We start from the raw sequence: 26,321 nt of genomic DNA on the forward strand, positions 1-26,321 counted from the left end.
AATCTGCGCCTCGGTGAAACGGCTCTTTCGCATTCGTCTGCTCCTTCAGGGTTGAGCAGACTCTACATCATGGTGCGGGACTTCGTGGGGGGCAGGTCACGGCGCTGGCGGTGGAACTGTCGAAGTTGACGAAACGTTCATCGGCAATGACCGCACGGTGAAGCCGCATGGTTCCAAGAAGGGCCGTGGCTATGCTCACAAGCACAAGGTTCTGACGCTGGTGGACCGCAACACTGGACGCGCTAAGAGCATGGTCGTAGATGATCTCAAGACCACGACGCTGCTGCCGATCCTGAAAGAGAACATCGCCAAGGAGGCCGTTATCTACACCGACGAGGCGGGCCAATATCGCAACCTGTCCGCAGACTTTGCGGGCCATGACTTCACCCGCCACAGCGCCGGTGAGTATGTGCGCGGCGACGTTCACACCAACACGATTGAGGGCTATTTCAGCATCTTCAAGCGCGGCATGAAAGGCGTGTACCAGCACTGTGCGAAGAAGCACCTGCACCGCTACGCGGCTGAGTTTGAGTTCCGTTATAACAATCGCAGGGCCAACGGCGTCGAAGATGTGGAACGTGGCGAGATCGCACTTCGCGCTGTGGTTGGTAAGCGACTTACCTATCGGCGGGCTAATATCTTTTGACAATCAACATCTTACAGAAGTCATTGATTCTTAACGTGGAATCGCTTATATTGAATTGTAAGGGGGGTGCCTGTTTGGTTGTCCCACCGTCGCGGACCGTGACTTGAGGGCACGGGGAAGAAGGAACCGGCCCCCCTTGTTCTAAACTTGAGTGTAGTGAGTGGTCGCCCACCTGAATCTGTCTTGCGACAGAAGCACTTTCTCTGAACTTGAGGGATAGATTTTAAGCCCGTTCCCATTAATCTTCTTTGAAGAGGAATAAACGCGTCGGCTTAGTGGTATCATGAATCTATCATCTGTAGTCCCGTATTTCTTGTTTAGCTCAATCGCAGACGCAATGGCCCCAGCTATGAAGTCTGCGCTTTGGAGGTAGGTGCAGGTATGGTGGGGGGTAGTTACGATTTGATTTACGTCTATATGCTTCCAAGAAGCCTTTGATTCCACACCTCCTCTGCCGTCCTTGACGAATTTCACATATTTCCGAAATTGGTCGTATGCTGTGTTCTTTCTTTCGGAAAAAACGATCCTGACCCTCGGGTCGCGTTCAGGGTTTGCCTTGTCGCCATCGCGAACCATCCAAGAGATCCGCTCCAGAAGAAGTTGTGACAAATAGTAGTATAGGCTTCCATGATCCGCCTCATGGTCAAGCTTCGTAAGCCCAGGCTTGTGGCCTATCACGGCACCGAACTTTATAGGTTGTTCAGATAGCAGGCGTGCAGCGAGATATTTCGCGCTATCAGAATTGGTGTCTTTGAAGCCTCTCCAGCCACGTTTGGGTGGCTTCTTCTCTATCCTTCTCCATCGATCCCATACTTCTGATAGGCTCTGCACATTTCTCGTTCGAATGACCACAGCGACAAGGCTGAGGAATTCAAAGCCGCCAGGCTTGTCTGGGTCGCCCTCGGACCCAGATTCATCTATAAATGCGTAATAATCAGGAACGGTCATAGGGGCATATCATGGCTGACGTGAAACAGAGTCAACTCGACAAGTTCAAAGAAGCCGCCCGTCAGCTGGGGACGGACGACGATGAAGAGCGGTTTGAGAAGAAGCTCAAAAAGCTTGTGAAGCAGAGGCCGAAAGACGACGACAAGGAAAAATGAGGTATTTGATTACCACACAATGTGTGGTATCATATTACCTATGAAACTCAAAATCCTAAGTCTCATCGCCAGAATGATGGGCATCACGTTCAAGGTTGGCGGGTTACCTTATGGCGCTAATCCCAAGTCCTTGAAGGTGACTTCAGCCACTCAGTCGAACTGTCTGTAAAGTTAGTTCCCCAGTGCTGGTGCAGCCGCACAACGAATATTTCATCGTTGCTATCAACGTGGGAGTTCAGATGATCTCGCACATCCTGTGGTGTTTTTGATGTGTCGATTAACCAGCTAGATTCCAGAATTTTGCACCATGTATACGACTTGATCTCATCATACAGCTTTCCATAGTCTTTCCCTGGCGTTTTCAGGTCATAGTTGATTGACAGAACAGACATGACAGAATCTCCTTCCGGTAGATTCACAGGCTGCGCTCAAGTGTGTGGTTTGTCAAATATACAATCGCCAAAGAAAAAGGGGCGCCCGGTTGCCCGGCGCCCCTTGGGGGTCTGCGCTACGCGGCCGCTCAGCCCAGGGAGGCGTCGATGCCCTTGCAGGCATCGACCAGGCCGCGCACGGCCTCGACCGACTTGTCGAACATCGCCTGCTCGTCCTTGCTGAGCTTGATGTTCACGATCTTCTCGATGCCGCCGGCGCCGATGATGGTGGGCACGCCCACATACATGCCGTTCAGGCCGAACTCGCCGTCGCAATAGGCCGCGCAGGGCAGCAGGCGCTTCTGGTCCTTGAGGTAGGCCTCGGCCATTTCGATGGCCGAGGTGGCGGGCGCATAGTAGGCCGAGCCGGTCTTCAGCAGGCCGACGATCTCGGCGCCGCCGTCACGGGTGCGCTGCACAATGGCGTCGAGCTTTTCCTGGGTGGTCCAGCCCATCTCCACCAGGTCGGGCAGCGGGATGCCGCCGACGGTCGAGTAGCGGACCGACGGCACCATGGTGTCGCCGTGGCCGCCCAGCACGAAGGCGGTGACGTCCTTCATCGACACGTCGAACTCGACGGCCAGGAAGTGGCGGAAACGCGCGGAGTCGAGCACGCCGGCCATGCCAACCACCTTGTTGTGCGGCAGGCCCGAGAATTCGCGCAGCGCCCAGACCATGGCGTCGAGCGGGTTGGTGATGCAGATCACGAAAGCGTCGGGGGCGTTGTCGCGGATGCCCTCGCCGACCGATTTCATGACCTTGAGGTTGATGCCCAGCAGGTCATCGCGGCTCATGCCCGGCTTGCGCGGCACGCCGGCGGTGACGATGACCACGTCGGCGCCTGCGATGTCGGCATAGTCGGTGGTGCCTTTCAGCGCCGCGTCGAAGCCCTCGGAGGGGCCGGATTCGGCGATGTCGAGCGCCTTGCCCTGGGGGATGCCATCCGCGATGTCGAACAGAACGACGTCACCAAGTTCCTTGAGCGCGGCGAGATGGGCGAGCGTGCCACCGATCTGACCGGCGCCGATGAGGGCGATCTTGGGTCTGGCCATGAGTTTTCTTCCCTGATCTGGTTGAAATTGCGCGAATGCCTAGTCCCTTGCGGGCCAGCGTGCAAGACTGCCGCAGCGCGGCGTGCCCGAAGTCGCGGCTTTCCCGTCACGCCGCTTTCGTCTAAGTCGGGATAAAATGTCGCAATTTCAGGGGCCGGGATGCTGAGCTTCGATCCGGTGTTTTTCGCTCTGGCCATCCCGGCCGTGACTTTCGCAGGCATCTCCAAGGGGGGCTTCGGCTCGGGCGCGGCCTTTGCCGCGACCCCGATTCTGGCGCTGGCGGTGGAGCCCGCAACGGCGCTGGGCCTGATGCTGCCGCTGCTGATGCTGGTCGATCTGGCCACGCTCGGTCCCTATTGGCGGAAGTGGGACGGGCTCGCCGCGCGGCGGCTGATCCTGGGCTCGGTGCCCGGCGTGGCGCTGGGCGCGATGTTGTACCGGCTGGCCGATCCCGACCTGTTTCGCCTGCTGATCGGCGGCATCGCGATCGCCTTCGTCGCCTGGCAACTGTCGGTGCGGCTGCGGCTGGTGCGGTTCCGGGCGCGCCCCTTCCCGCCCGCGGCCGGAGGGCTGGCCGGGCTCGCGGCCGGGTTTACCAGTTTCGTTAGTCATGCCGGCGGGCCGCCGGTGGCCGTCTACATGCTGTCGCTGGGGCTGGGAAAGACCGCGTTCCAGGCGACCACGGTGCTGACCTTCTGGGTGATCAACATCCTGAAATTCGGGCCCTACGCCGCGATGGGGATCTTCACCTGGGACACGGCCAAGGCCGACCTGATGCTGGCGCCCTTCGCGCTGATCGGGGCCTGGCTGGGGGTGCGGGCGCACTGGCTGGTGCCCGAGCGCCTGTTCTTCGCCATCACCTATGTGCTGCTGGTGCTGACCGGATCGAAGCTGATCTGGGACGCGCTGGGCTGAGGCGTATTTTCTGCGTTGCGGCAAATCGGGGGTTGCGCGATCGTTCGGAATTGTGATGTTTTTCGCAACAAAATTACGGAGTGAGGAATCATGGACATTGTCGCGCGGCCCTATCGCTCGGTTCTCTATATTCCCGGCTCGAAGGAGCGGGCGCTGGACAAGGCCCGGGGCCTGGCCGCCGACGCCATCATTTTCGACCTCGAGGATGCCGTGGCGGTCGAGGAAAAACCCGTGGCCCGCGCCCTGCTGGCCGAGACGCTGAAATCGGGCGGATATGGCAGCCGCGCGAAAATCGTGCGGATCAACGGGCTGGACACGGAATGGGGCCGGGACGACATCGCCGCCTTTGTGGGCGCGGATATCGACGCCATCCTGATCCCCAAGGTGAACGGCGCGGCGGATGTGCAGGCGGTGGCCGAGCTGATTCCGGACGTCGCGCTCTGGGCGATGATGGAGACGCCGCGCGGCATGCTGAACGCGGCCGGGATCGCGGCGCATCCCCGGATGCAGGGCTTCGTCATGGGCACCAACGACCTGGCGAAGGAGATGAAATGCCGCTTCCGCCCCGACCGGCTGCCGATGCTGACCGGTCTGTCACTGTGCCTGATGGCGGCGCGGGCCGAAGGGATCGTCGTGGTGGATGGCGTCTACAACGCCTTCAGGGACGACGAGGGGCTCAGGGCCGAATGCGAGCAGGGGCGCGACATGGGCTTTGACGGCAAGACCCTGATCCACCCGGCGCAGCTGGCCATCGCCAACGCCGCCTTCGCGCCCACCGAGGCCGAGATCGACCTCGCCCGCCGGCAGATCGCGGCCTACGAGGCGGCCCGGGCCGAGGGGCAGGGCGTGGCCGTGGTCGATGGAAAGATCGTGGAAAATCTGCATATCGTGACGGCGAAGGAAACACTGGCCAAGGCGGCCGCGATTGCGGAAATGGAAGGATAACCCATGACACTCCTGGTTCTCGGCGTCGCGCTGTGGGGCGCGGCCCATCTGTTCAAGCGCCTCGCGCCCGATGCGCGCGCCCGCATGGGCGAGGCGGGCAAGGGCGTGGTCGCGGTGCTGGTCGTGGCCGGCGTCGTGATGATGGTGCTGGGCTACCGCGGGGCCGAGGTCCGCAACCTGTGGTTCCCGCCGGTCTGGGCGGTGCATGTCAACAACACGCTGATGCTGCTGGCGGTGGGCCTGTTCGGCGTGGCCCATTCGAAAAGTCGGCTGCGGGCGCGGCTGCGCCACCCGATGCTGATGGGCATGCTGTGCTGGGCGATCGCGCATCTGCTGGTGAACGGCGATCTGGCCTCGCTGATCCTGTTCGGCGGTCTTGGCCTGTGGTCCGTGGTCGAGATGCTGATCCTCAACGCGCGCGACAAGAGCTATACGCCCTGGCAGGGCGGCAGCACGGGAGGCGACATCCGTCTCGCCGTGATCACACTGGCCGTTTTCGCCGCCATTGCCGGCATCCATGCCTGGATCGGACCCTGGCCTTTCCCCGGAGGAGCATCATGAAAGCCTATCGTCTGCTGACCGAAGAAGACACATCCGCCTTCTGCCACAAGGTGACCGAGGCGCTGTCGAAGGGCTGGGAGCTGTATGGCGGCCCGGCCTACGCCCATGATCCGGCGACCGGCAAGATGCGCTGCGCGCAGGCCGTGGTGAAGGAGGTAGAGGGCGAATATGCGCCCGGGATGAAGCTGGGACAGCTCTGATGGCGAAGACCAATCCGGGCCGGTTCTTCGAGGATTACGCCGTCGGGCAGGTGATTGCGCACGCGGTGCCGCGCACGCTGTCGGGCGGCGAGCGCGCGCTTTACCACGCGCTTTATCCCGCTCGGCACGCGCTCTGTTCCTCGGACGAATTCGCGCGGGCCTGCGGTCTGCCCGCCGCGCCGCTCGATGACATGATCGCGTTTCACACCGTATTCGGCAAAACCGTGCCGGACGTGTCGCTGAACGCGGTGGCGAACCTGGGCTATGCCGAGGGGAGGTTTCTGCGGCCGGTCTGGCCGGGCGACACGCTGCGTTCGGAATCCGAGGTGATCGGGCTCAAGCAGAACTCCAACGGCAAGTCGGGGGTGGTCTGGGTGCGCACCCGCGGCCTGAACCAGCGCGGCGAGGCGGTTCTGGATTATGTGCGCTGGGTGATGGTGCGCAAGCGCGACCTCGACGCCCCCGCGCCCGAAACGGTGATCCCGGAGCTGGCCGGGGCGGTGGCGCCTGCCGATCTGGCGGTGCCCGAGGGGCTCGATTTCTCGAACTACGATTTCACCCTGGCGGGCGAGCCGCATCGCTGGGGCGATTACGAGGTCGGCGAGACCATCGACCACGTCGACGGCGTGACCGTCGAGGAGGCCGAGCACATGCTGGCGACGCGCCTGTGGCAGAACACAGCCAAGGTGCATTTCGACGCCACCTTCCGCGAAGACGGCAAGCGGCTGATCTATGGCGGGCATGTCATCAGCATGGCGCGGGCCTTGTCTTTCAACGGCCTGGCCAATGCGCAGATGATTGTCGGCCTCAACGGGGGGGCGCATGCCAACCCCTGTTTCGCCGGCGACACCGTGACCGCCTGGAGCGAGGTGCTGGACAAGGCCGACACGCCGGCGCCGGGCGTCGGCGCGATCCGGCTGCGGCTGGTCGCGACCCGGGGCAGGGCCCCCTTCGCGTTGAAGGGCGAGGACAGCAAATACCGGCCCGAGGTGCTGCTGGACCTCGATTACTGGGCGCTCATGCCGCAGTGATCCCGCGGAATGGAGATTTGTGATCACGCGACCCTTTGGCGTGATCACAAATCACGTTTTTTGCGAACATTCACCGAAAAATCCGCCGGTTTGGCGCTAACGAGCCGTGACTCGCGGATAAAAATGCGTATCACGCTAGGACAAAGACCAGACATGACCGCGATTGCGAGAAGGAATAATCATGGCTGACGTGAACCGGGGGAACCGGCCGCTTTCCCCCCACCTGCAAATTTACCGGCCGCAGCTGACCGCCATCACCTCCATCCTGACCCGGATCACGGGCAACGCGCTGATCGTCGGCGCGCTGCTGGTGGTCTGGTGGTTCATCGCCGCCGCCAAGGGGCCCGAGTATTTCGCGCTGGCCAATGGCGTGATCACGAGCTGGTTCGGCGATCTGGTGCTGCTCGGCTCGGTCTGGGCGCTGTGGTATCACGCGCTGGCCGGCATCCGCCACCTGATCTGGGACACCGGCCGCGGGCTGGAGATCGGCACCGCCGAAAAGCTGGGCTGGGCCGTCATCATCGGCTCGTTCGCGCTGACCGCGCTGACCGTTGTCGTGCTGTAAGGAGGACGGAGCATGCGTATTCTGACCGACCGCAAACGGGCCGAGGGGCTGGGCGCGGCCCATCGCGGCACCGAGCATCACTGGAACATGATCGTCTCGTCATCCGCACTGATCGGGCTGGTGCCGCTGTTCGTCTTCACCGTCGGCGCCGCCATCGGCCGGCCCTATGACGAGGTCATCGCCTATTTCCAGCGGCCGTTCCCGGCGATCGTCGCGGTGCTGACGCTGCTGGTGGGATTCATCCATTTCCGGCACGGGGTGCAGGTTCTGATCGAGGATTACACCGGCGGCCTGACCCGCAAGGTGCTGATCATTTGCATGATCTGCCTGTCCTATGCGGCGGCGGCCATCGGCCTGTTCGCCATCGCCCGCGTCGCGCTTTGAGGAGCTGAAAACACAATGGCTGCATACGAATACGAGACGCACACCTATGACGTCGTGGTCGTGGGTGCCGGCGGCGCGGGCCTGCGCGCCACGCTGGGCATGGCCGAGCAGGGCCTCAAGACCGCCTGCGTGACCAAGGTCTTCCCGACGCGTTCGCACACGGTCGCCGCGCAGGGCGGCATCGCGGCGTCGCTGTCGAACATGGGCCCCGACCACTGGCAGTGGCACATGTATGACACGGTGAAGGGCTCGGACTGGCTCGGCGACACCGACGCGATGGAATACCTCGCCCGCGAGGCGCCCAAGGCTGTCTACGAGCTGGAGCATTACGGCGTGCCCTTCTCGCGCACCGAGGAGGGCAAGATTTACCAGCGTCCCTTCGGCGGCCACACCACCGAGTTCGGCGAGGGCCCGCCGGTGCAGCGCACCTGCGCCGCGGCCGACCGCACCGGCCACGCCATCCTGCACACGCTCTATGGCCAGTCGCTGAAGAACAACGCGGAATTCTACATCGAGTATTTCGCGATCGACCTGATCATGACCGAGGACGGCGTCTGCCAGGGCGTGGTCTGCTGGAAGCTCGACGACGGCACCATCCACGTCTTCAACGCCAAGATGGTGGTGCTGGCCACCGGCGGTTACGGGCGCGCCTATTTCAGCGCGACCTCGGCGCATACCTGCACCGGCGACGGCGGCGGCATGGTGGCGCGCGCGGGCCTGCCGCTGCAGGACATGGAATTCGTCCAGTTCCACCCCACCGGCATCTACGGCTCGGGCTGCCTGATCACCGAGGGCGCCCGCGGCGAGGGTGGCTATGTGACCAACTCCGAGGGCGAGCGCTTCATGGAGCGTTACGCGCCCACCTACAAGGACCTCGCCTCGCGCGACGTGGTCAGCCGCTGCATGACCATCGAGATCCGCGAGGGCCGCGGCGTCGGGCCCCGTGGCGACCACATCCACCTTCACCTCGACCATCTTCCGCCCGAGACGCTGGCCGAACGCCTGCCGGGGATTTCGGAATCGGCGCGCATCTTCGCCGGCGTCGATGTCACCAAGGAGCCGATCCCGGTTATCCCCACGGTGCATTACAACATGGGTGGCATCCCCACCAACTACTGGGGCGAGGTCCTGAACCCCACCAGCGACAGCCCGGACGCGATCCAGCCGGGGCTGATGGCGGTGGGCGAGGCGGGTTGCGCTTCGGTGCACGGCGCCAACCGCCTCGGCTCCAACTCGCTGATCGACCTCGTGGTCTTCGGGCGTGCCGCCGCGATCCGTGCTGGCGAGATCCTCGACCCGCACGCGCCGAACCGCGAGCTGAACAAGGCCTCGATTGACGCGGCGCTCGACCGTTTCGACGGGCTGCGCCACGCCAAGGGCACCATCCCCACCGCCGAACTGCGGCTGGAGATGCAGCGCACCATGCAGTCCGACGCGGCGGTCTTCCGCACCGACAAGACGCTGGCCGAGGGCGTGGAGAAGATGCAGGCCGTGGCCGGCAAGCTCGACGATCTGAAGGTCTCCGACAGCTCGCTGATCTGGAACAGCGACCTGATGGAAACGCTGGAGCTGACGAACCTGATGCCCAACGCCATGGCCACGATCGTGGCCGCCGAGGCCCGCAAGGAAAGCCGCGGCGCGCATGCGCATGAGGACTACCCGGACCGCGACGACGCGAACTGGCGAAAGCACTCGCTGGCCCATGTCGACGGAGCCGAGGTCAGCCTGTCCTACCGCCCGGTGCATCTGGAGCCTCTGACCAAGTCGGAAGAGGGTGGCATCGATCTGAAGAAAATCGCGCCCAAGGCGCGGGTCTACTGAGGAGACGGGGACATGGTTCAATTCACGCTTCCGAAGAACTCGAAGATCACCACGGGCAAGACCTGGCCGAAGCCCGAGGGCGCGACCAATATCCGCAAGTTCCAGATCTACCGCTGGAACCCGGACGACGGGAAGAACCCGCGGGTCGACACCTATTTCGTGGACATGGACAGCTGCGGCCCGATGGTCCTGGACGCGCTGATCAAGATCAAGAACGAGATCGACCCGACGCTGACCTTCCGCCGCTCCTGCCGCGAGGGGATCTGCGGCTCCTGCGCGATGAATATCGACGGGATCAACACGCTGGCCTGCATCTACGGCATGGACGAGATCAAGGGCGACGTGAAGATCTACCCGCTGCCGCATATGCCGGTCGTCAAGGACCTGGTGCCGGACCTGACGCATTTCTATGCCCAGCATGCCTCGATCATGCCCTGGCTGGAGACCAAGACCAACCGGCCCGCCAAGGAATGGCGCCAGTCGATCGAGGACCGCAAGAAGCTCGACGGTCTCTATGAATGCGTGATGTGCGCGTCCTGCTCCACCTCCTGCCCGAGCTACTGGTGGAATGGCGACCGCTATCTCGGCCCGGCCGCCCTGCTGCATGCCTATCGCTGGCTGATCGACAGCCGCGACGAGGCCACCGGAGAGCGGCTGGATGAGCTGGAGGACCCCTTCAAGCTCTATCGCTGCCACACCATCATGAACTGCGCCAAGACCTGCCCCAAGGGCCTGAACCCGGCCAAGGCGATCGCTTCGATCAAGAAGATGATGGTCGAGCGCATGGTCTGAGCGGCGACCCCGGGGATTGCAGCAGCGGCCCGGCCTTTTGGCCGGGCCGTTTCCTTTTCGGCTGTGGGCCTGGCCTTTGCGTGGAGGGGCGGCGACCGTCCGTGGTGGCCTCTTGCTGCAATGCAGCGAGCGCATGGCGAGGATGCGGGAATGGCGGATGTCTGGCCGCCGCGCGCGGCCTATGTTCCGGGCAGCGGAGGAGTTCGGAACGCTTGGAGCCAACCATGGAAAAGATCGCGCAATTCCCCAACCAACCGGCGCAGGATGCGCTGAAGATCCTCGAAGAGGCCTGGGCCTACTACACCCCCGCGCCCTATGTCGCTGCCAAGGGCGCCGACCGGCCCGAGCCGCAGCTTTTTGCCTATTACGACGCGGCCTGATCGCGGCTTCCCGGCGCGCCGCAAGGGGTTGCGTCGGGGCCCGGCCCTGCGGCATTGAGGCGGTGGCCGCCCCGCGAAAGGAGACCCCGCCCATGCCCGTCCTGCTGCTCGTGCTACTGATCGGGGTGCTGGCCTATCTGGGCTGGCGCCGGGCCTCCACCACGCTGATGCGCGATTGCCGCTGGCGGGCCGACCGCACATCCGGGCACTGGCGCTGCGCCTTCTGCGGGGCCGAGACCGAAAGCGACGGCCCGCCGCGCCATTGCCTGCGCGAGGGCACCGGGCGCTAGGGGTTGATCTCCGGGCGGCGGTAAGGCCTCCTTGCGCCCGAGCAACAGGAGAGGCGGCCGCGATGACCCAAGCCCCCGAAGACGCCGATGCCCGCCGCGCCGTGGCGCCGGTGATCTGCTACCCGACCCAGACCCTTCCGCAGCCGGACTTGGCGCTCTACCGCGCCGCCCGGGAGGGGATGGAGAAGCTGAGCGAGACCACCGTTCCCCCGCGCGAGGCCGCCTGTTTCCGGGTCCGCGCCGGGCAGTTTTTCCGCATCCGCTCCGTCGAGGGGCCGCAGGTGGGCGACCTGAACCTGTGGAACTCGAACGCCCTGTCCGAACGCTTCTATTCCGGCAAGACCCGCGCCCTGCACGGCACACATCTGAGCACGGGCGACAGGATGTGGTCGTCCTTTCCCACGCTGCGCCCGATGGCGACCATCACCGAGGACACGCTGGGCTGGTATGGCATCGACCCACATGGCGGCGCGGTGCATGACGTGATCGGCACGCGCTGCGACCCCTACACGCATAATCTGCTGACCGGCGGGCAGTATCACCATTGCTGCCATTCCAACCTGACCCGGGCGCTGGCGGCCGAGACCGGCCTGTCGCTGGATCGGGCCGAGGCCCATGTGCACGACGTCCTCAACGTTTTCATGTGCACCGGCTTCACCCGCGACACCGGCCAGTATTTCATGAAGGCCAGCCCCGTGTGCCCCGGCGATTACCTGGAATTCTTTGCCGAGATCGACCTGCTCGGCGCGCTCAGCGCCTGCCCGGGCGGCGATTGCTCGTCCGAGCATTCCTCGGACGCCGCCGCCTGCTACCCGCTGCTGGTCGAGGTGTTCCAGCCCCGCGCGGGCGCGTTGGAGGACTGGCGTTCGCCGCCCCCCAACGGCTATGACCGCAGCCACGGGGCGGGCTAGCAGTAACGCTCGACCCCCAGGGTCTGGGCGTCGCTGTAGCGGTCGCCATGGGCGAAGCCCACGGGCAGCAGTCGCGCGATCTCGGCCCGGTCGTCATCGGTGAAGGCGATGTCGAACGCCCCCAGCCATTCGCGCAGGTGGTCCGCGGTGCGGGTGCCGGGGATGGGGATCAGGTGGTCGCCACGCTCCAGCACCCAGGCCAGTGCCGCCGCCGAAACCGCCCAGCCGCGGGCGCGGCAGAACTGCCGGAAACCGTCGATCGCCGCGTCGTTGTGGCCGAAGTTCGGCTCGATGAAACGCGGGTTGGTGCGACGGAAATCCTTCTCGCCCATGGTCGCGGGGTTGACCGGGGTTTCCCCGAACATGCCGCGCGCCAGCGGCGAGAAGGGGATGAAGGCGACGCCGAGCTCGTCACAGGCTTGGATCAGCCCCAACTCGGGCTGGCGGGTCCAGAGCGAGTATTCGTTCTGCACCGCGGTGCAGGGATGCACCGCATGCGCCCGGCGCAGGGTTGAGGGGGCGATCTCGGACAGGCCATAGCCGCCGATCAGCCCTTCCTCGACCAGGCGGGCCATCGTCTCGACCACCTCCTCGACCGGGCGCTCGGCCTCGCGGCGGTGGATGTAATAGAGTTCCACCTTGTCGCGGTTGAGCTTTTGCAGCGAGCTTTCAAGCTCGGCCCGGATGTAGTCGGCGGAATTGTCGAAGCGGCGCGGCGTTCCCGGAATGATGCCCGCCTTGGTGGCCAGCACGATGTCGGGCTTGCGGGCGGCGATGTATTTGCCGACCACCCGCTCCGAGATGCCCATGCCGTAGATATTCGCGGTGTCCCAGAGAGTGATCCCGGCCTGTTCGGCGGCCTCAAGGCAGGCCAGGCTGGTGTCCTCGTCGGTGCTGCCGAAAAAGCCGCCAAAGCTCATGCAGCCCAGGCCAATGGCGCTGACTTCGGGGCCGTTCCGGCCCAGTTTCCGTTTTTGCATAAATGTAGGGTCCTTTAGGTGAAGGCGGATTCGAGCGCGATTTCGACCATCTCGGCAAAGCCGCCTTCGCGTTCTGCGCTGTCCAGATGGCCGCCGCTGATCAGGTGATCGCTGACCGTCAGCACTGCAAGCGCCCGGCATCCATGACGGGCGGCGACGGTGTAAAGCTCGGCGGCCTCCATCTCCACGGCGAGGATGCCGTGGCGGGTCATCTGTTCGTTCAAATCGGGGCGTTCGTCATAGAACACGTCCGAGGAATAGATGCCGCCGACATGGGCGGTGGCGCCCTTGGCCTCGGCGGCGCGGGCGGCGGCGCTGAGCAGGCCCCAGTCGGCGCAGGGGGCGAAGTTCAACTCGCGGAAGATGCCGCTGGAGGGGGTGGAGAGGGTCGAGGCGGTCATCGCCAGGATCACGTCGCGCAGCGCCACCTTCTCCTGCATCGCCCCGCAGGAGCCTATGCGGATCAGCGTCCTGGCGCCGTAGTCGCGGATCAGTTCATTGGCGTAGATCGACAGCGACGGCATCCCCATGCCCGAGCCGTGGATCGTGACCCGGTGGCCCCGCCATGTGCCGGTGAAGCCCAGCATGCCGCGCACCTCGTTCACGCAGACCGGGTCGTCCAGAAACCGCTCGGCCGCCCATTTCGCGCGCAGCGGGTCGCCGGGCATGAGGACGGTCTCGGCGATCTCGCCGGGCTTGGCGCCGATATGGATGGTCATGGGGCCGTCTCAGATCTCGAAATCGTCGAGGCTCTTGCCCTGCGCCAGCGCGTCCTTGATCCAGCCCGGCTGGCGTCCGCGGCCGCTCCAGCTCTGCGCGGGGTTGGCGGGGTTGCGGTAGCGGGCGGGGGCTTTGGGCTTCGCCGCGGCGCGGGGCTCGGCCCCGGTCAGTTCGGACAGGCTGTAGCCGTGGGCACGCGCGGCCTGCTCGGCGGCCTCCAGCGCCAGTTTCCGTTCCTTCCTGGCGAGGCGGTCGAGAGCCTGGTCGATCTTGCGGCGCAGCTGCTCCAACTCGGGGCGGGACATGGTGCTCAGATCAATCGTCATGAGATACTCCTGTTTTCCCGCATCAAGACAGGAAAAACAGCGATTATGCAATGTTTTTAGGGTTGTGCGGGTGCCGTGCGCGCAGAGGTTGAGTGGCGTCCGGTCCAGCCCGCCCGCCCTGTGCCGGGCGTCCGACCCGCCCCCTGCTGTCCTATCCGCGCAAAGGTTCCGCCTTCGCCGCTGCCAGCTATTCGGCGGCCACCGGCGCGGGATCGGCCAGCGCCACGATGTCGAACATGATCCGGTTCAACTCGAAATCTTTCGGCGTGTAGACCTTGGCCACGCCCAGGGCGCGCAGGCGTTCGGCGTCTTCCTCGGGGATGATGCCGCCCACCACCACCGGCACATGGGCAAGCCCCGCGGCGCGCATCCTGGCCATCAGGTCCTCGATCAGCGGGATATGGCTGCCCGACAGGATGGAGAGGCCGACGATATGCGCCTGTTCCTGCTGCGCGGCGGTGACGATTTCGGCGGGCGTCAGGCGGATACCGGCATAGGAGAAATCCATGCCGCAGTCGCGGGCGCGGGCGGCGATCTGCTCGGCGCCGTTGGAATGGCCGTCGAGACCGGGCTTGCCCACCAGGAATTTCAGCCGCCGGCCCAGCTTGTCGGAAACCGCATCGACGCGCGCGCGGATCTCCTCCAGCCCCTCGGTGCGGTTGGAGGGGCTGCGCGACACGCCGGTGGGGCCGCGATACTGGCCGAAGGCCGCGCGCAGCACGTCGCCCCATTCGCCGGTCGTGGCGCCCGCCTTGGCCGCCGTGATGGAGGGGGGCATGATGTTCGCACCGCTTGCCGCCGCCTCGCGCAGGCGGGCCAGCGCCGCCTGAACCGCGGCCTCGTCGCGCGCTGCGCGCCAGGCGCGCAACCGGGCGATCTGGTCGGCCTCGGCCTCGGGGTCGGCGGACATGATCGCCTCTTCGCCCGCGGTCAGCGGGCTGTCCTCGCCCTCGGTCCATCTGTTCACGCCGACCACCACGGTCTCGCCGCCCTCGATCCGGGCGATGCGCTCGGCGTTGGCCTCGACCAGGCGGGATTTCATGTAGTCGATGGCGGCGACCGCCCCGCCCATGCCGTCGATCAGCGCCAGTTCGGCCCGCGCGCCGTCCTTCAGCGCCTCGACCTTGGCGGTCACGGCCGGGTTGCCGTCGAAAAGGTCGCCATATTCCAGAAGGTCGGTCTCGTAGGCCAGGATCTGCTGCATCCGCAGCGACCATTGCTGGTCCCAGGGCCGGGGCAGGCCCAGCGCCTCGTTCCAGGCGGGCAGCTGCACCGCGCGGGCGCGGGCGTTCTTGCTCAGCGTCACCGCCAGCATCTCGATGAGGATGCGGTAGACGTTGTTCTCCGGCTGCTGCTCGGTCAGGCCGAGCGAGTTGACCTGCACGCCATAGCGGAAGCGGCGGAATTTCGGGTCCTCTACGCCGTAGCGGTCGCGGCAGATCTCGTCCCACAGTTCGGCGAAGGCGCGCATCTTGCACATTTCGGTCACGAACCGGATGCCCGCGTTCACAAAGAAGGAGATGCGCCCGACCATGCCCGGGAAATCGGCGTCGCTGACCTTGCCCTTCAGGTCGTCCAGAACTGCCGTCGCCGTGGTCAGCGCGTAGGCGAGCTCCTGCTCGGGCGTCGCGCCGGCCTCCTGCAGGTGGTAGGAGCAGACGTTCATCGGGTTCCATTTCGGCAGGTGCTCGCGCGTGTAAGCCGCGACATCGGTGATCATCCTCAGGCTGGGCTTGGGCGGGCAGATATATGTCCCGCGCGAGAGATACTCCTTGATGATGTCGTTCTGGACGGTGCCTTGCAGCTTGCTGATGTCGGCGCCCTGTTCCTCGGCTGCGGCGATATAGAGCGACAACAGCCATGGCGCGGTCGCGTTGATCGTCATCGAGGTGTTCATCTGCTCCAGCGGGATGCGGTCGAACAGCATCCGCATGTCGCCCAGATGGCAGACCGGCACGCCGACCTTGCCGACCTCGCCGCGCGCCAGTTCGTGATCGCTGTCATATCCGGTCTGGGTGGGCAGATCGAAGGCCACCGACAGCCCGGTCTGCCCCTTGGCGAGGTTGCCGCGATAGAGCGCGTTGGAGGCGCTGGCCGTGGAATGACCCGCATAGGTGCGGAACAGCCAGGGGCGGTCTTTTTGCGTCTCGGTCATGGCGGGCCTCGTGAATCAACGAATAGCAACTTTATTTCGCTATTGGCGTGATACTTGGAATTTTATGGCGCTGTCAATTCGCTGCAATGCGGCGTGCCGCGACCCGCGGCGCGGCGCGGTCGGGGACGCAGCGGAAACTGCGCAAAACAAGGGGGGAGCGGGCCTTTCCCCGCACCTGGGCATGATAATAGGAAATTAAGAAGGACATAAAATTACAAAAAGAACACGCAATGGATTGCAAAGTTGCGCGATGAATCGTATTCCACCTTGGAACATCGCCGCGATTCTGCGTTGCGGCAGACGGATGGATGCACAGGAGGCTCTGACATGGCTCTCGACAGCGAACCGAACTTCGTGTCCTACGACGCGCCCGAAAAGGATCTCTACGAGGTGGGCGAAATGCCGCCGCTCGGTTATGTGCCGAAGAAGATGTATGCCTGGGCCATCCGTCGGGAGCGCCACGGCGAGCCGGACGCCTCCTTCCAGGTCGAGGTTGTCGATACCTGGAAGATCGACAGCCACGAGGTGCTGGTCCTGGTGATGGCCGCGGGGGTCAACTACAACGGCGTCTGGGCCGGCCTCGGCGTGCCGGTCTCGCCCTTCGACGGCCACAAGCAGCCCTATCACATCGCCGGATCGGACGCGGCGGGCATCGTCTGGAAGGTCGGCGACAAGGTCAAAAGCTGGAAAGTTGGCGACGAGGTCGTGATCCACTGCAACCAGGACGACGGCGACGACGAGGAATGCAACGGCGGCGACCCGATGTTCTCGCCCAGCCAGCGGATCTGGGGCTACGAGACCCCCGACGGCTCCTTCGCGCAGTTCACCCGGGTGCAGGCGCAGCAGTTGCTGCCGCGGCCCCGGCACCTGAGCTGGGAGGAATCGGCCTGCTACACGCTGACGCTGGCCACCGCCTACCGGATGCTTTTCGGCCATCACCCGCATGAGCTGAAGCCGGGCCAGAACGTGCTGGTCTGGGGCGCCTCCGGCGGACTGGGGTCCTTCGCCATCCAGCTGGCCAATGCGGCCGGGGCGAACGCGATCGGCGTGATCTCGGACGAGGACAAGCGCGATTTCGTGATGGGGCTGGGCGCCAAGGGCGTGATCAACCGCAAGGAGTTCAACTGCTGGGGCCAACTGCCCAAGGTGAACACCCCCGAATACAAGGCCTGGTTCAACGAGGCGCGGCGTTTCGGCAAGGCGATCTGGGATATCACCGGCAAGGGCAACAATGTCGATATCGTGTTCGAACACCCCGGCGAGGCGACCTTCCCGGTCTCGTCCTTCGTCTGCAAGAAGGGCGGCATGGTGGTGATCTGCGCCGGGACCTCCGGCTTCAACTGCACCTTCGACGTGCGCTACATCTGGATGCACCAGAAGCGCCTGCAGGGCAGCCATTTCGCCCATCTCAAGCAGGCCGCCGCCGCCAACCGCCTGATGGTCGAGCGCCGCATCGACCCCTGCATGTCCGAGGTCTTCCCCTGGGAGGAGATCCCGGCGGCGCATACGAAGATGCTGCGCAACCAGCACAAGCCGGGCAACATGGCGGTGCTGGTGCAGGCGCCAAGGACCGGCCTGCGCACCTTCGCTGATGCGCTGGAGGCCAGCAAGGGCCGCTGACGCCCGGGGAGAGCGGCCCAATACGCCCCTTCCGGCCCGCGCCGGGAGGGGCCGGGTCCCCGGGGACGGGGCAGAAATCTCTTTCCGGGAGGGGTCTTCGTGCTAGGGTTGTGTGGTCGACCCGCCCTCAGCCGATGCGAGATTGCCATGCCCGATGACTGGATCCTCGATGTCCTCGAAGACCTGCGCGCCTTTGCCAGGCTGAATGGCCTGTCCGCGATCGAAGCCGAGATGGAGCGGGCGATCACCGTCGCCCGGACCGAGCTGGGGACCGCTCCGCGCCCCGCGCTGCTGCCCCTGCGCCGCGGGCCGTAATCGCGCTGGCCATGCGCGCAGCCCGGCGCTAGGGTCCGCGCATGTCCGTGCCCGCGCTGCAATTCTCCGATGACCAGGCCGAAGCCCATGACCGCGTCGCCGAGATGCTGCGCGGCGTCGGCGTGGATATCGACGCCGGCCATCTGAGCCCGCGCGCCGAAGGGCAGGCCGGCCGGGTGCTGGCGGTGATCGGCAAGGCGGGCTCGGGCAAGACGATGCTGCTGGCCAAGCTCTACGAGGCGCTGGAGGAGGCGGGCGTCGAGACCGTCTCGGGCGATTACGAGGGCAAGCGCCGCAAGGACCGGCGCACGCTGGCGATCCTGGCGCCCACCAACAAGGCGGCCTCGGTGCTGCGGTCGCGGGGCGTGCCCGCGACCACCATCCACCGCATCCTCTACACGCCCGTCTACGACCCCGAATACGAAAAGATCGCCGACTGGCTGGCCGGCAACGGCGACCGCCCCGAGGTCGAGGGGCTGACCGATGCCGCGCTCGACCGCGCCTATGCCTTCTACCAGAGCAACAAATCGATCCCCGGCGCGCTGGCCGCGGCGGGGCTGCGCGGTTCGGATTTCATCCTCGGCTGGAAGCGGCGCGAGGACCCGCTGGATATCGGCTTCGTCGACGAGGCCTCGATGCTGGACGAGCGCCAGTTCGACGACCTCAAGGAGATCTTCCCGACCCTGGTCCTGTTCGGCGACCCGGCGCAGCTGGCGCCGGTGAACCAGTCCGGGCAGATGGTGTTCGAGCGGCTGGACGAGAAGCGCAAGCTGGTGCTGCACCGCATCCACCGGCAGGCCCAGGACAACCCCATCCTCGACCTCGCCCATGCTCTGGCCGACCCCGATCTGGGCTTCGAGGATTTCGAGAAGATGGTCGAGGAGACCGCTCGCCGCGACGACCGCGTGGTCTGGGCGGGCCGGGTGGAAAGCGACCTGATGGCGCGCTCGCCGGTTCTGGTGTGGCGCAACGCCACGCGGATCCGGCTGATCCACGCCTTCCGCGCCGCCTTCGGTGCGCCGCCCGACGCGCTGCTGCCCGGCGAGCCGCTGATCTGCGACGGGATCGAACTGCCGCTCAAGCACCGCAAGAAGCGGCTGGACCTGGAGGCGCGCGGCCTGATCAAGGGCGCGCAGGTGATCTATCTCGGCCCCGGCCGGAGGGCCGGATTCTCGCGGCTGCATGTGCTGGGGGCGGAGGATCCGCAGGTCTCGGCCGCCTCCATCGTCAAGATCGAGCTGCCCGACGAGGAAGAACCCTTCATCCCCTTCGCCGCCACCATGGGGGCGGCTTTCCTGCACGGCGCGGCGGTGACCATCCACAAGGCGCAAGGGTCGCAGTGGGAGAACGTGCAGGTCTTCGCCCCCGACCTCTGGGCGGCGGCGCGGATGGGGCGGGTCGAGGCCGGCCAGCCGCTGTGGAAACGTCTGGCCTATGTGGCGATCACCCGGGCGGAAAAGCGGCTGTTCTGGGTGGTCCGCAACCGGCTGGCGCGGCCCACGGCGCCGCTTTCGACCGATGATCTGCGTGCCGCCCCCGTGGCCCTGGAACTGACAGCGGAGGAGCCCGATGGCTGAGAAAACGATCCTGATCACCGGCGCGAGCAGCGGCATCGGCCGGGCCACGGCCGAGCTGTTCCTGGCCGAGGGCTGGCAGGTGGGCCTGCTGGCACGCCGCGAGGACCTGCTGGAGGAGATGGCGCGGGGCCAGCCGCGCGCCCATGTGTTGGGCGCCGACGTGACCGACCCGGCCGGGGTCGAGGCGGCCTTCGACCGGTTCATGGGCGCGACCGGCCGGCTCGACGTGCTGTTCAACAACGCCGGTATGTTCGGTCCGACCGCGCCCATCGACGAGGTGCCGGTCGCGGACTGGCTGGCGGTGCTCAACGTCAATGTCACCGGCATGTTCCTTTGCGCCCGCGCGGCCTTCGCCCGGATGCGCGCGCAGGATCCGCGGGGCGGGCGGATCATCAACAACGGCTCGATCTCGGCGCATGTGCCGCGGCCCGGATCGGCCTGCTACACCACCACCAAGCACGCCATCACCGGGCTGACGCGCACGCTGAGCCTCGATGGCCGGGCCCATGACATCGCCTGCGGGCAGATCGACATCGGCAACGCCCGCACCGATCTGCTGGAGGGCATCAACGCCGCCAACCGCGCCGCCGGCCTGTCCGAGCAGCCGGTAATGGAGGTGGAGCATGCCGCGCGCTCGGTGCTGCACATGGCCAGCCTGCCGCCGGAGGCGAATGTCCAGTTCATGACGGTGGTGGCGACCAAGATGCCCTATATCGGGCGCGGCTGAGCGGCCGCGGAATTGAGTATTTGGGCCAAGAAGAAGGGGGGGGAGCGCACTCAGCCGCGGATGTAGCGGAAAACGGTCGAGGCGCCCCAGCCCGCGGCGATGGCGATGGCCAGCGACAGCAGGCCATAGATCAGCGGCCTGACCTGGGCGAGATTGTAGATCCAGCGTTCCAGCCCGACCTTCTGCACCCCGATCCGGGTCTCGTAGGCGTCGATCACCGCGCGCCCGCGGGTGAGAAAGATGCGGGTGGTATAGTCGCCCTCGGTCAGGTTGGCGGGCAGGGCGATACCCGTGCGGAACAGCGTGTCCTCGGACAGCGTGACCGTGCTCTCGCGGATCTGGTAGAGGCCATCCGCCGTGCGGATGCGTATCAGCGCCTCGGTGAAGGGGGCGGCGCCGTCGGCCCCGGCGCCGGTATCGACGGCGCGGATCGCCTTGCCGATGGAGATGTGGTGGCGGAGGTCCTCGGTCTGCGACAGGATCTCGTCGAGCGGCGCGGTGGTGGAGATGGCGTAGAAGCTGGGCGCGGCGTCGACCTCGACCGCCTCGGCGTTGACCCAGATGCCGAAGCGGAGGTCCTTCTTGCGCACGGTCACGGGCAGGGTGGGGCCGGCCACGGTGACGATGACATGCAGCGGCGGGTCGGCGGGCGCGGGCGCGCTGCGCTTGACCGCGCCGAAGACCAGGATCTCGGACCCTTTGAAATCGGTGGTGATGGAGACGCGGGCCTGGCTGAGGCCGGCCACCACCTCCTCGCCTGCGCGCAGCGGCGTGGCGATGAGCAGGCACAGGAGCAGCCACCGCCAGGCCATCAGTGCCCCCCCGCCGGCGCGGCCAGCGAATAGAGCTCGGCGGGTTGCAGCAGCAGGTCGAGCGCCAGTTTACCGCAGACCGCCAGCACCAGCGCCGCCAGCAGGATCCGCAGCTGTTCGGCCTTCAGCTTGACCCCGATGCGGGTGCCAATCTGCGCGCCCACGACGCCGCCCACGATCAGCAGCACCGCCAGCACCATGTCCACCGAGTAGTTGGTGGTGGCGTGTAGCAGCGTGGTGAAGCCGGTGACGAAGATGATCTGGAACAGCGAGGTGCCGACCACCACCTTGGTGGGCATCCCCAGCAGGTAGATCATCGCCGGCACCATGATGAAGCCGCCGCCGACCCCCATTACCGCCGCCAGCACCCCGACCGCGGCCCCCACCAGCAGCGGCGGGATGACCGAGATGTAGAGGCCGGAGCTGCGGAATTTCACCTTCAGCGGCAGCGCGTGCACCCAGCCGCGCTGGCGCCGTTTCGGCACCACGCCCTGGCGTCGGGCGCGGCGCAGCGCGATCACGCTTTCCACCAGCATCAGCCAGCCGATCACGCCGAGAAACAGCACATAGCAGAGCTGCACCAGCAGATCCACCTGCCCCAGCTGCTTGAGGAAATTGAACGCCGCGACCCCCAGCGCCGCGCCGACAAGGCCGCCGGCCAGCAGCACCGCGCCCATCCGCAGATCGACCGTCTTGCGCCGCAGATGCGCCATCAGCCCCGAGATCGACGAGGCCACGATCTGGTTCGCGCCAGTGGCCACCGCGACCGCCGGCGGGATGCCCATGAAGAACAGCAGCGGCGTGATCAGGAACCCGCCGCCCACCCCGAACATGCCCGACAGGATGCCCACGAGCCCGCCGAGGCCAAGCAGCAGGAACGCGTTGACCGAGACCTCGGCGATGGGCAGGTAGACTTGCATGCGCCCAGCTAAGCCCACCGCGCGCAACCGCGCAAGCCGTCGCGCTGCGGGGCGAGAAAACTTCATGCGGTTTTCACAAGGCGGGCGTGGCCCTTACAGCGCCTTGCGCAGGACCAGCGCGTCGATGCGGGCGCCGTCCGGGGCGTGGTAGTAGCCCTTGCGCCGCCCGGCGAGGGCATATCCCGCCGCATGGTAGAGCGCGCGGGCGGGGGCGTTGTCGGCGGCGACCTCGAGGAAGGCGTCCTCGGCCCCGCGGGCGCGCGCCTCGGTCTCGAAGCGGGCGACGAGCGCGCGGCCTTTGCCCTGCCGCCGGGCCTCGGGCGCCACGGCGATGGTCAACAACTCGGCCTCGTCCGCGATCACCCGGCCCAGGACAAAGCCCGCCGCGTCGCCCAGGACGAAGACGCCCGGGCTGGCCAGCAGGGTCTCGAATTCGCCCGCGCGCCAGGGGCGGGGGGTGGTGAAGGCGCCCGCGTGCAGCGCGGCCAGCGCCTCAGGCGTCATCGAGGATGACCGGCGGCTGATCGGCCGCGGGCGCGGCGTCGGCGGCGCGCAGGTAAAGCGGTGCGGGGCGAGCGGGCCGGTCGTTGCGGCGTGCCAGCGCCACGCGGGCGATGGCCACGGCCAGCGGATGGGCGGGCGCGGCGGCGCTGGCGCCGAGGTTTTGCGCGGCCTCCTCCGCCTGAGCGCCGATGCACGTCAGGCCGGGCGCGCGCATCTGAGCGGGCACGGCCAGCCCCTCGACCAGATCGGGGCCGGTGGCGTGATCGCCGAGCAACTGCATGTAGCTCATGCCGCGCGGGGCGGCGACGATGGCCAGAACCGGTCCGTCGCGGCCTTCGGCCAGTGCCTCGAAGCTGCTGACCCCCACCGCCGGGATCCCCAGCGACATCGCCAGCCCGCGCGCGGCGGAGACCGCGATACGGATGCCGGTAAAATTGCCGGGGCCCACGCCCACGCCGATCGCGCCGAGATCGCTCCAGGTGACACCGGCCTCCGATAGCAGTTCCTCGAGCATGGGCATCAGCCGCTCGGCCTGGCCGCGGCCCATGTCCTCTTCGGCGCGGGCCAGAACCCGCTCGCCGCATAGCAAAGCGGCCGCGCAATGCGCGGCCGATGTGTCAAAGCCCAGAACCAGAGGATCACGCGGCAACGGGGCGCACCTCGATCACCTCGGGGATGTAGTGGCGCAGCAGATTCTCGATCCCCATCTTCAGCGTCAGCGTCGAGGAGGGGCAGCCCGCGCAGGCGCCCTGCATGTGCAGATAGACGATGCCGCGGTCGAAGCCGTGGAAGGTGATGTCGCCGCCGTCCTGCGCCACGGCAGGGCGCACGCGGGTGTCCAGCAGCTCCTTGATCTGTTTCACGATCTCGGCGTCGGGGCCCTCGTGGTCGGCATGGCCGGTGGCCTGCGCTTCGCCCTGCATCACCGGCAGGCCCGACTGGTAATGCTCCATGATCGCGCCGAGGATCGCGGGCTTGATATGTTCCCAGGCCACGGCTTCGTCCTTGGTGACGGTCACGAAATCGGTGCCGAAGAACACGCCGGTCACGCCCTGCACGGCGAAGATGCGCTGCGCCAGCGGCGAGGCTTCGGCGGCCTCCGCGCTGAGGAAATCTGCGGTGCCCGCATCCAGCACGGCCTGGCCGGGCAGGAATTTCAGCGTGGCGGGGTTCGGGGTGGACTCGGTCTGGATAAACATGTTCGGCGCCCTTTCTCTGCCCTACGGATATGCGCGCGCGGGGGCCGTATGTCAATATTTGGAATGGTTCTAAACTGTCGCCGGCCCGCCGTCGTCTGGCGCGGTATTCCCATGCCGGGTCATGTCCGGAGCCAATTTGACCGCTTCGTTGACTTGGCGGTGGTTTGGCGCCCGCCGGTTTCGGGCGGGCACAAGGGGCTTGTGGGCGAGGCGCCCGCTATGGTTGACAGAGACGCGGCGCCCTCAGGTCACAGCCTCCAGCCGTTCCTTCGACATCTCGCCCGGGACGATGGTCATCGGCACCGGCAGGCTGCCGGAATTGCGCGTCAGCTGCGTGACCAGCGGCCCCGGCCCCTTCTTGCCGCTGCCCGCGCCCAGCACCAGCACGCCGATCGCGGGATCCTCGCGCACCTGGGCGAGGATCTCGTCCACCGGCTCGCCCTCGCGGATCACCAATTCGGGATCCACCTTCTGCCGGTCGCGCATCCATTTGGCGAAGACCTCGAAATGCGCGACGATGCGCTCGCGGGCCTCTTCGCGCATGATGTCGCTGACGCCGATCCAGTGGTTGAATTCCTCCGGCGGGATGATCGACAGGATCTGCACCCCGGCACCCGTATGCGCGGCGCGCATCGCGGCGAAGCGCATCGCGTTCAGGCATTCGCGGCTGTCGTCGAGCACGACAAGGAACTTGCGCATGGGCGGACCCTCCGGGCGCGATGATGGCCGGGGCGGGCGGTTGATGCAAGCGCGCTCAGGTGGTCGAATGCGCCCAGTCCCAGTAGAGGTCGCGCACCCGGCGGGTCATCGGGCCAACCTCGTAGCTGGTGTCGTCGAAGGCGGTGACCGGCGTGACCTTCATCATGTTGCCGGTCAGGAACACCTCGTCGGCCTTGCGGAAATCGTCGAAGGTCAGCACGGTTTCATGCACCCGCACGCCGTCCGCGGCCAGGTTGTCGATATGGCGCGCGCGGGTGATGCCGGCGAGGAAGGTGCCGTTGGGCACCGGCGTGAACACCTCGCCGTCCCTGACCATGAACACGTTGGCCGTGGCGGTTTCGGCCACGTTGCCCAGCGCGTCCGCGACCAGCGCGTTGCCAAAGCCCTTGGCCCGCGCCTCGGCCAGCATCCGGGCGTTGTTGGGGTAGAGGCAGCCTGCCTTGGCGTTCACCACCGCGTCTTCCAGCACCGGGCGGCGGAAGCGGGTCGTGGTCAGCGTGGTGGTGGTGCCCGGCGGCGCCATCGGGATTTCCTCGAGGCAGACGGCGAAGCCGGTGGCGTCGGGTTTCGGCACGATCCCCAGGAAATCGCCGTCCAGCGCCCAGTACATCGGGCGGATGTAGACGGCGGAGGTCTCGGGATAGGCTTTCAGCCCTTCCCAGACGATCTCCTGCATCGCCTCGGCGGTGACGGTGGGCGTGATCATCAGCGCCTCGGCCGAGCGGTTGATGCGGGCGCAATGCGCGGCGAGGTCGGGGGCGATGCCCTCGAAATAGCGTGCGCCGTCGAACACCGTGGTGCCGAGCCAACTGGCGTGGTCGGCCGCGCGGATCACGGGCAGGTCGCCCTCGTGCCAGCTGCCGTCAAAATAGGTGCGGATATTGATGCCGGTTGCCATGTCTTCCCCTCCAGGTTGGCGCGAGCCTAGCGGAGGGATAGGTCAGGCGTCCAGACCTTAAACGCGGGCCCCCGGCCCTGTGGGGCGGGCCGGGGGGGCATGGGGGGAGTGGCCGGCGGGGAATGGGACCGGGTCGGGTGCAGGCTGGGGAGAGCGCCTCGGTTCCGGCGGGTGCGGCCAGCGGCACGATAGGCGGCGTTTGAAACGTTACGGCAATGCTTTTGAAACGGTTTCGTGACCGCCGGGCGCCTCGGACAGCAGCGCGCGCAGGTCGAGCGGGCGGTTGACCATCGCCAGCTTTCCCTCGGCGTCGCGGGGCCATTCGGCCTCGGGGCGGTCGCGGTAGAGCTCGACCCCGTTGCCGTCCGGGTCGCGCAGGTAGATCGCCTCGCTCACGCCGTGGTCGGCGGCGCCGTCCAGCGGGATGCCGGCAGCGACCACGCGGGCCAGCGCATCGGCCAGCGCCGGGCGGTCGGCGTAGAGAAAGGCGGTGTGATAGAGGCCGGTATGGCCCGGCGGCGGCGGCGTGGCGCCGCGGCTTTCCCAGGTGTTCAGGCCGATATGGTGGTGATAGCCGCCGGCCGACAGAAAGGCGGCCTGATCGCCGTAATATTGCTGCACCTCGAAACCGAGCACACCGGAATAGAAGCCGATCGCGCGGTCGAGATCGGCAACCTTCAGATGCACATGCCCGATCCGGGTGGCGGGGTGGACGGGGGTGGTCATGGGACCCTCCTTGACTGGTTCGGGAACAAGATACGCCCTGCGGAAACGATCAAAAACACCGGAATGCGCGGAGGTTTTGTGCGAATATGCAAAAG

The 26,321-nt window shown here is 66.2% G+C and carries 30 protein-coding genes and 2 pseudogenes; 18 read left to right on the top strand and 14 right to left on the bottom strand.

The window, feature by feature from the left end; genetic code table 11:
* Nucleotides 1–106 precede the first annotated feature (106 nt).
* A pseudogene (locus tag KCI33_RS11780) lies at nucleotides 107–646 on the top strand (IS1595 family transposase); the annotation flags it as partial.
* A 141-nt stretch (nucleotides 647–787) separates the two neighbouring features.
* Here KCI33_RS11780 and KCI33_RS11785 read toward each other — a convergent pair.
* On the bottom strand, nucleotides 788–1,594 hold the full coding sequence (locus KCI33_RS11785; RefSeq protein WP_212524996.1) for a DUF3800 domain-containing protein: 807 nt from the start codon (nucleotides 1,592–1,594) through the stop codon (nucleotides 788–790).
* A gap of 11 nt (nucleotides 1,595–1,605) precedes the next feature.
* Here KCI33_RS11785 and KCI33_RS11790 point away from each other — a divergent pair, with 11 nt between their 5' ends.
* Nucleotides 1,606–1,749 carry a hypothetical protein gene (locus tag KCI33_RS11790; RefSeq protein WP_212524997.1) on the top strand — a complete coding sequence of 48 codons (144 nt, stop codon included), beginning with the start codon at nucleotides 1,606–1,608 and terminating at the stop codon, nucleotides 1,747–1,749.
* A gap of 520 nt (nucleotides 1,750–2,269) precedes the next feature.
* On the opposite strand, the gene mdh is transcribed toward KCI33_RS11790, so the two are convergent.
* Nucleotides 2,270–3,232: a malate dehydrogenase gene (gene mdh, locus KCI33_RS11795; protein ID WP_212524998.1), complete on the bottom strand. Its 963-nt coding sequence runs from the start codon at nucleotides 3,230–3,232 to the stop codon at nucleotides 2,270–2,272.
* Between the two features lie 159 nt (nucleotides 3,233–3,391).
* Between mdh and KCI33_RS11800 the strand changes: the two genes are divergently transcribed.
* The 12 genes from KCI33_RS11800 (at nucleotide 3,392) to KCI33_RS11855 (ending at nucleotide 12,027) form a co-directional block, all read left to right on the top strand.
* A complete protein-coding gene (locus KCI33_RS11800) occupies nucleotides 3,392–4,147 on the top strand; it encodes a sulfite exporter TauE/SafE family protein (protein ID WP_212524999.1) in 756 nt (251 codons plus the stop codon).
* A 90-nt stretch (nucleotides 4,148–4,237) separates the two neighbouring features.
* Entirely contained in the window at nucleotides 4,238–5,092 is an 855-nt protein-coding gene (locus KCI33_RS11805) for a CoA ester lyase (protein WP_212525000.1), read from the top strand.
* 3 nt (nucleotides 5,093–5,095) lie between these two features.
* Nucleotides 5,096–5,653: an NnrU family protein gene (locus KCI33_RS11810; RefSeq protein ID WP_212525001.1), complete on the top strand. Its 558-nt coding sequence runs from the start codon at nucleotides 5,096–5,098 to the stop codon at nucleotides 5,651–5,653.
* Nucleotides 5,650–5,853, top strand: a complete 204-nt coding sequence (locus KCI33_RS11815) for a DUF1737 domain-containing protein (protein ID WP_212525002.1) — start codon at nucleotides 5,650–5,652, stop codon at nucleotides 5,851–5,853. Before KCI33_RS11810 ends, KCI33_RS11815 begins: the two co-directional genes overlap by 4 nt.
* Entirely contained in the window at nucleotides 5,853–6,884 is a 1,032-nt protein-coding gene (locus KCI33_RS11820) for a MaoC family dehydratase (protein ID WP_212525003.1), read from the top strand. Before KCI33_RS11815 ends, KCI33_RS11820 begins: the two co-directional genes overlap by 1 nt.
* A 181-nt stretch (nucleotides 6,885–7,065) precedes the next feature.
* Nucleotides 7,066–7,449 carry a succinate dehydrogenase, cytochrome b556 subunit gene (gene sdhC, locus KCI33_RS11825; protein ID WP_212525004.1) on the top strand — a complete coding sequence of 128 codons (384 nt, stop codon included), beginning with the start codon at nucleotides 7,066–7,068 and terminating at the stop codon, nucleotides 7,447–7,449.
* A gap of 12 nt (nucleotides 7,450–7,461) precedes the next feature.
* Nucleotides 7,462–7,833, top strand: a complete 372-nt coding sequence (gene sdhD / locus KCI33_RS11830) for a succinate dehydrogenase, hydrophobic membrane anchor protein (RefSeq protein WP_212525005.1) — start codon at nucleotides 7,462–7,464, stop codon at nucleotides 7,831–7,833.
* Nucleotides 7,834–7,848: 15 nt separating this feature from the next.
* A complete protein-coding gene (gene sdhA, locus KCI33_RS11835) occupies nucleotides 7,849–9,654 on the top strand; it encodes a succinate dehydrogenase flavoprotein subunit (RefSeq protein WP_212525006.1) in 1,806 nt (601 codons plus the stop codon).
* A gap of 12 nt (nucleotides 9,655–9,666) precedes the next feature.
* A complete protein-coding gene (locus KCI33_RS11840; protein WP_212525007.1) occupies nucleotides 9,667–10,446 on the top strand; it encodes a succinate dehydrogenase iron-sulfur subunit in 780 nt (259 codons plus the stop codon).
* 224 nt (nucleotides 10,447–10,670) lie between these two features.
* The gene (locus KCI33_RS11845) at nucleotides 10,671–10,826 is read left to right on the top strand and encodes a hypothetical protein (protein ID WP_212525008.1); all 156 of its coding nucleotides are present in this window, start codon (nucleotides 10,671–10,673) and stop codon (nucleotides 10,824–10,826) included.
* A 92-nt stretch (nucleotides 10,827–10,918) separates the two neighbouring features.
* Nucleotides 10,919–11,116, top strand: a complete 198-nt coding sequence (locus KCI33_RS11850; protein ID WP_212525009.1) for a hypothetical protein — start codon at nucleotides 10,919–10,921, stop codon at nucleotides 11,114–11,116.
* Between the two features lie 62 nt (nucleotides 11,117–11,178).
* A complete protein-coding gene (locus tag KCI33_RS11855; protein ID WP_212525010.1) occupies nucleotides 11,179–12,027 on the top strand; it encodes a DUF1989 domain-containing protein in 849 nt (282 codons plus the stop codon).
* Here the strand turns inward: KCI33_RS11855 and KCI33_RS11860 are convergent.
* From KCI33_RS11860 to KCI33_RS11875, 4 genes and pseudogenes are all read right to left on the bottom strand, one after another.
* A complete protein-coding gene (locus KCI33_RS11860) occupies nucleotides 12,024–13,007 on the bottom strand; it encodes an aldo/keto reductase (RefSeq protein WP_212525011.1) in 984 nt (327 codons plus the stop codon). The two genes, KCI33_RS11855 and KCI33_RS11860, sit on opposite strands and share 4 nt — an antisense overlap.
* 14 nt (nucleotides 13,008–13,021) lie before the next feature.
* Nucleotides 13,022–13,726, bottom strand: a complete 705-nt coding sequence (gene deoD / locus KCI33_RS11865; RefSeq protein WP_212525012.1) for a purine-nucleoside phosphorylase — start codon at nucleotides 13,724–13,726, stop codon at nucleotides 13,022–13,024.
* 9 nt (nucleotides 13,727–13,735) lie between these two features.
* Nucleotides 13,736–14,053, bottom strand: a complete 318-nt coding sequence (locus tag KCI33_RS11870; protein ID WP_212525013.1) for an H-NS histone family protein — start codon at nucleotides 14,051–14,053, stop codon at nucleotides 13,736–13,738.
* A 187-nt stretch (nucleotides 14,054–14,240) separates the two neighbouring features.
* Nucleotides 14,241–16,211 (bottom strand): annotated as a pseudogene (locus KCI33_RS11875) (protein meaA); the annotation flags it as partial.
* Between the two features lie 324 nt (nucleotides 16,212–16,535).
* Here KCI33_RS11875 and ccrA point away from each other — a divergent pair.
* The 4 genes from ccrA to KCI33_RS11895 all read left to right on the top strand — a co-directional run bounded on the left by ccrA (nucleotide 16,536) and on the right by KCI33_RS11895 (nucleotide 20,447).
* Nucleotides 16,536–17,828, top strand: coding sequence for a crotonyl-CoA carboxylase/reductase (gene ccrA / locus KCI33_RS11880; RefSeq protein ID WP_212525015.1), 1,293 nt, complete (start codon nucleotides 16,536–16,538; stop codon nucleotides 17,826–17,828).
* A gap of 147 nt (nucleotides 17,829–17,975) precedes the next feature.
* Nucleotides 17,976–18,143, top strand: a complete 168-nt coding sequence (locus KCI33_RS11885) for a hypothetical protein (protein WP_212525016.1) — start codon at nucleotides 17,976–17,978, stop codon at nucleotides 18,141–18,143.
* 41 nt (nucleotides 18,144–18,184) lie between these two features.
* Nucleotides 18,185–19,720, top strand: coding sequence for an AAA family ATPase (locus tag KCI33_RS11890; protein WP_212525017.1), 1,536 nt, complete (start codon nucleotides 18,185–18,187; stop codon nucleotides 19,718–19,720).
* Nucleotides 19,713–20,447: an SDR family oxidoreductase gene (locus tag KCI33_RS11895; RefSeq protein WP_212525018.1), complete on the top strand. Its 735-nt coding sequence runs from the start codon at nucleotides 19,713–19,715 to the stop codon at nucleotides 20,445–20,447. The genes KCI33_RS11890 and KCI33_RS11895 overlap by 8 nt, the downstream gene beginning before the upstream one ends.
* A 50-nt stretch (nucleotides 20,448–20,497) precedes the next feature.
* On the opposite strand, the gene KCI33_RS11900 is transcribed toward KCI33_RS11895, so the two are convergent.
* The 8 genes from KCI33_RS11900 to KCI33_RS11935 form a co-directional block, all read right to left on the bottom strand.
* Nucleotides 20,498–21,259 carry a TIGR02186 family protein gene (locus KCI33_RS11900; protein ID WP_212525019.1) on the bottom strand — a complete coding sequence of 254 codons (762 nt, stop codon included), beginning with the start codon at nucleotides 21,257–21,259 and terminating at the stop codon, nucleotides 20,498–20,500.
* A complete protein-coding gene (locus KCI33_RS11905; protein ID WP_212525020.1) occupies nucleotides 21,259–22,179 on the bottom strand; it encodes a sulfite exporter TauE/SafE family protein in 921 nt (306 codons plus the stop codon). Before KCI33_RS11905 ends, KCI33_RS11900 begins: the two co-directional genes overlap by 1 nt.
* Nucleotides 22,180–22,272: 93 nt before the next feature.
* Complete coding sequence (locus tag KCI33_RS11910; protein WP_212525021.1) at nucleotides 22,273–22,683, bottom strand: GNAT family N-acetyltransferase; 411 nt, start codon at nucleotides 22,681–22,683, stop codon at nucleotides 22,273–22,275.
* Nucleotides 22,673–23,332, bottom strand: a complete 660-nt coding sequence (gene tsaB / locus KCI33_RS11915; RefSeq protein ID WP_212525022.1) for a tRNA (adenosine(37)-N6)-threonylcarbamoyltransferase complex dimerization subunit type 1 TsaB — start codon at nucleotides 23,330–23,332, stop codon at nucleotides 22,673–22,675. Before tsaB ends, KCI33_RS11910 begins: the two co-directional genes overlap by 11 nt.
* Nucleotides 23,322–23,882: a NifU family protein gene (locus tag KCI33_RS11920; protein ID WP_212525023.1), complete on the bottom strand. Its 561-nt coding sequence runs from the start codon at nucleotides 23,880–23,882 to the stop codon at nucleotides 23,322–23,324. The genes tsaB and KCI33_RS11920 overlap by 11 nt, the downstream gene beginning before the upstream one ends.
* 243 nt (nucleotides 23,883–24,125) lie before the next feature.
* Complete coding sequence (locus KCI33_RS11925) at nucleotides 24,126–24,581, bottom strand: universal stress protein (RefSeq protein WP_212525024.1); 456 nt, start codon at nucleotides 24,579–24,581, stop codon at nucleotides 24,126–24,128.
* A 55-nt stretch (nucleotides 24,582–24,636) separates the two neighbouring features.
* On the bottom strand, nucleotides 24,637–25,500 hold the full coding sequence (locus tag KCI33_RS11930; protein ID WP_212525025.1) for a branched-chain amino acid aminotransferase: 864 nt from the start codon (nucleotides 25,498–25,500) through the stop codon (nucleotides 24,637–24,639).
* Nucleotides 25,501–25,707: 207 nt separating this feature from the next.
* Complete coding sequence (locus tag KCI33_RS11935) at nucleotides 25,708–26,226, bottom strand: VOC family protein (RefSeq protein WP_212525026.1); 519 nt, start codon at nucleotides 26,224–26,226, stop codon at nucleotides 25,708–25,710.
* Between the last annotated feature and the right edge of the window lie 95 nt (nucleotides 26,227–26,321).

This window comes from Actibacterium sp. MT2.3-13A, assembly GCF_018139985.1.
Lineage (GTDB): Bacteria > Pseudomonadota > Alphaproteobacteria > Rhodobacterales > Rhodobacteraceae > JAGSOU01.

What these genes read in the sequence shown, in the direction of transcription:
- KCI33_RS11870 (WP_212525013.1), bottom strand. Translation starts at nt 14,053, where the DNA reads ATGACGATTGATCTGAGCACCATGTCCCGCCCCGAGTTGGAGCAGCTG.
- sdhA (WP_212525006.1), top strand. Translation starts at nt 7,849, where the DNA reads ATGGCTGCATACGAATACGAGACGCACACCTATGACGTCGTGGTCGTG.
- KCI33_RS11895 (WP_212525018.1), top strand. Translation starts at nt 19,713, where the DNA reads ATGGCTGAGAAAACGATCCTGATCACCGGCGCGAGCAGCGGCATCGGC.
- KCI33_RS11920 (WP_212525023.1), bottom strand. Translation starts at nt 23,882, where the DNA reads ATGTTTATCCAGACCGAGTCCACCCCGAACCCCGCCACGCTGAAATTC.
- KCI33_RS11785 (WP_212524996.1), bottom strand. Translation starts at nt 1,594, where the DNA reads ATGACCGTTCCTGATTATTACGCATTTATAGATGAATCTGGGTCCGAG.
- KCI33_RS11890 (WP_212525017.1), top strand. Translation starts at nt 18,185, where the DNA reads ATGTCCGTGCCCGCGCTGCAATTCTCCGATGACCAGGCCGAAGCCCAT.
- KCI33_RS11935 (WP_212525026.1), bottom strand. Translation starts at nt 26,226, where the DNA reads ATGACCACCCCCGTCCACCCCGCCACCCGGATCGGGCATGTGCATCTG.
- KCI33_RS11820 (WP_212525003.1), top strand. Translation starts at nt 5,853, where the DNA reads ATGGCGAAGACCAATCCGGGCCGGTTCTTCGAGGATTACGCCGTCGGG.
- KCI33_RS11815 (WP_212525002.1), top strand. Translation starts at nt 5,650, where the DNA reads ATGAAAGCCTATCGTCTGCTGACCGAAGAAGACACATCCGCCTTCTGC.
- KCI33_RS11900 (WP_212525019.1), bottom strand. Translation starts at nt 21,259, where the DNA reads ATGGCCTGGCGGTGGCTGCTCCTGTGCCTGCTCATCGCCACGCCGCTG.
- KCI33_RS11910 (WP_212525021.1), bottom strand. Translation starts at nt 22,683, where the DNA reads ATGACGCCTGAGGCGCTGGCCGCGCTGCACGCGGGCGCCTTCACCACC.
- KCI33_RS11905 (WP_212525020.1), bottom strand. Translation starts at nt 22,179, where the DNA reads ATGCAAGTCTACCTGCCCATCGCCGAGGTCTCGGTCAACGCGTTCCTG.
- KCI33_RS11925 (WP_212525024.1), bottom strand. Translation starts at nt 24,581, where the DNA reads ATGCGCAAGTTCCTTGTCGTGCTCGACGACAGCCGCGAATGCCTGAAC.
- KCI33_RS11855 (WP_212525010.1), top strand. Translation starts at nt 11,179, where the DNA reads ATGACCCAAGCCCCCGAAGACGCCGATGCCCGCCGCGCCGTGGCGCCG.
- deoD (WP_212525012.1), bottom strand. Translation starts at nt 13,726, where the DNA reads ATGACCATCCATATCGGCGCCAAGCCCGGCGAGATCGCCGAGACCGTC.
- KCI33_RS11860 (WP_212525011.1), bottom strand. Translation starts at nt 13,007, where the DNA reads ATGCAAAAACGGAAACTGGGCCGGAACGGCCCCGAAGTCAGCGCCATT.
- sdhC (WP_212525004.1), top strand. Translation starts at nt 7,066, where the DNA reads ATGGCTGACGTGAACCGGGGGAACCGGCCGCTTTCCCCCCACCTGCAA.
- sdhD (WP_212525005.1), top strand. Translation starts at nt 7,462, where the DNA reads ATGCGTATTCTGACCGACCGCAAACGGGCCGAGGGGCTGGGCGCGGCC.
- KCI33_RS11930 (WP_212525025.1), bottom strand. Translation starts at nt 25,500, where the DNA reads ATGGCAACCGGCATCAATATCCGCACCTATTTTGACGGCAGCTGGCAC.
- KCI33_RS11800 (WP_212524999.1), top strand. Translation starts at nt 3,392, where the DNA reads ATGCTGAGCTTCGATCCGGTGTTTTTCGCTCTGGCCATCCCGGCCGTG.
- KCI33_RS11840 (WP_212525007.1), top strand. Translation starts at nt 9,667, where the DNA reads ATGGTTCAATTCACGCTTCCGAAGAACTCGAAGATCACCACGGGCAAG.
- KCI33_RS11885 (WP_212525016.1), top strand. Translation starts at nt 17,976, where the DNA reads ATGCCCGATGACTGGATCCTCGATGTCCTCGAAGACCTGCGCGCCTTT.
- KCI33_RS11810 (WP_212525001.1), top strand. Translation starts at nt 5,096, where the DNA reads ATGACACTCCTGGTTCTCGGCGTCGCGCTGTGGGGCGCGGCCCATCTG.
- KCI33_RS11790 (WP_212524997.1), top strand. Translation starts at nt 1,606, where the DNA reads ATGGCTGACGTGAAACAGAGTCAACTCGACAAGTTCAAAGAAGCCGCC.
- KCI33_RS11850 (WP_212525009.1), top strand. Translation starts at nt 10,919, where the DNA reads ATGCCCGTCCTGCTGCTCGTGCTACTGATCGGGGTGCTGGCCTATCTG.
- KCI33_RS11805 (WP_212525000.1), top strand. Translation starts at nt 4,238, where the DNA reads ATGGACATTGTCGCGCGGCCCTATCGCTCGGTTCTCTATATTCCCGGC.
- KCI33_RS11845 (WP_212525008.1), top strand. Translation starts at nt 10,671, where the DNA reads ATGGAAAAGATCGCGCAATTCCCCAACCAACCGGCGCAGGATGCGCTG.
- mdh (WP_212524998.1), bottom strand. Translation starts at nt 3,232, where the DNA reads ATGGCCAGACCCAAGATCGCCCTCATCGGCGCCGGTCAGATCGGTGGC.
- ccrA (WP_212525015.1), top strand. Translation starts at nt 16,536, where the DNA reads ATGGCTCTCGACAGCGAACCGAACTTCGTGTCCTACGACGCGCCCGAA.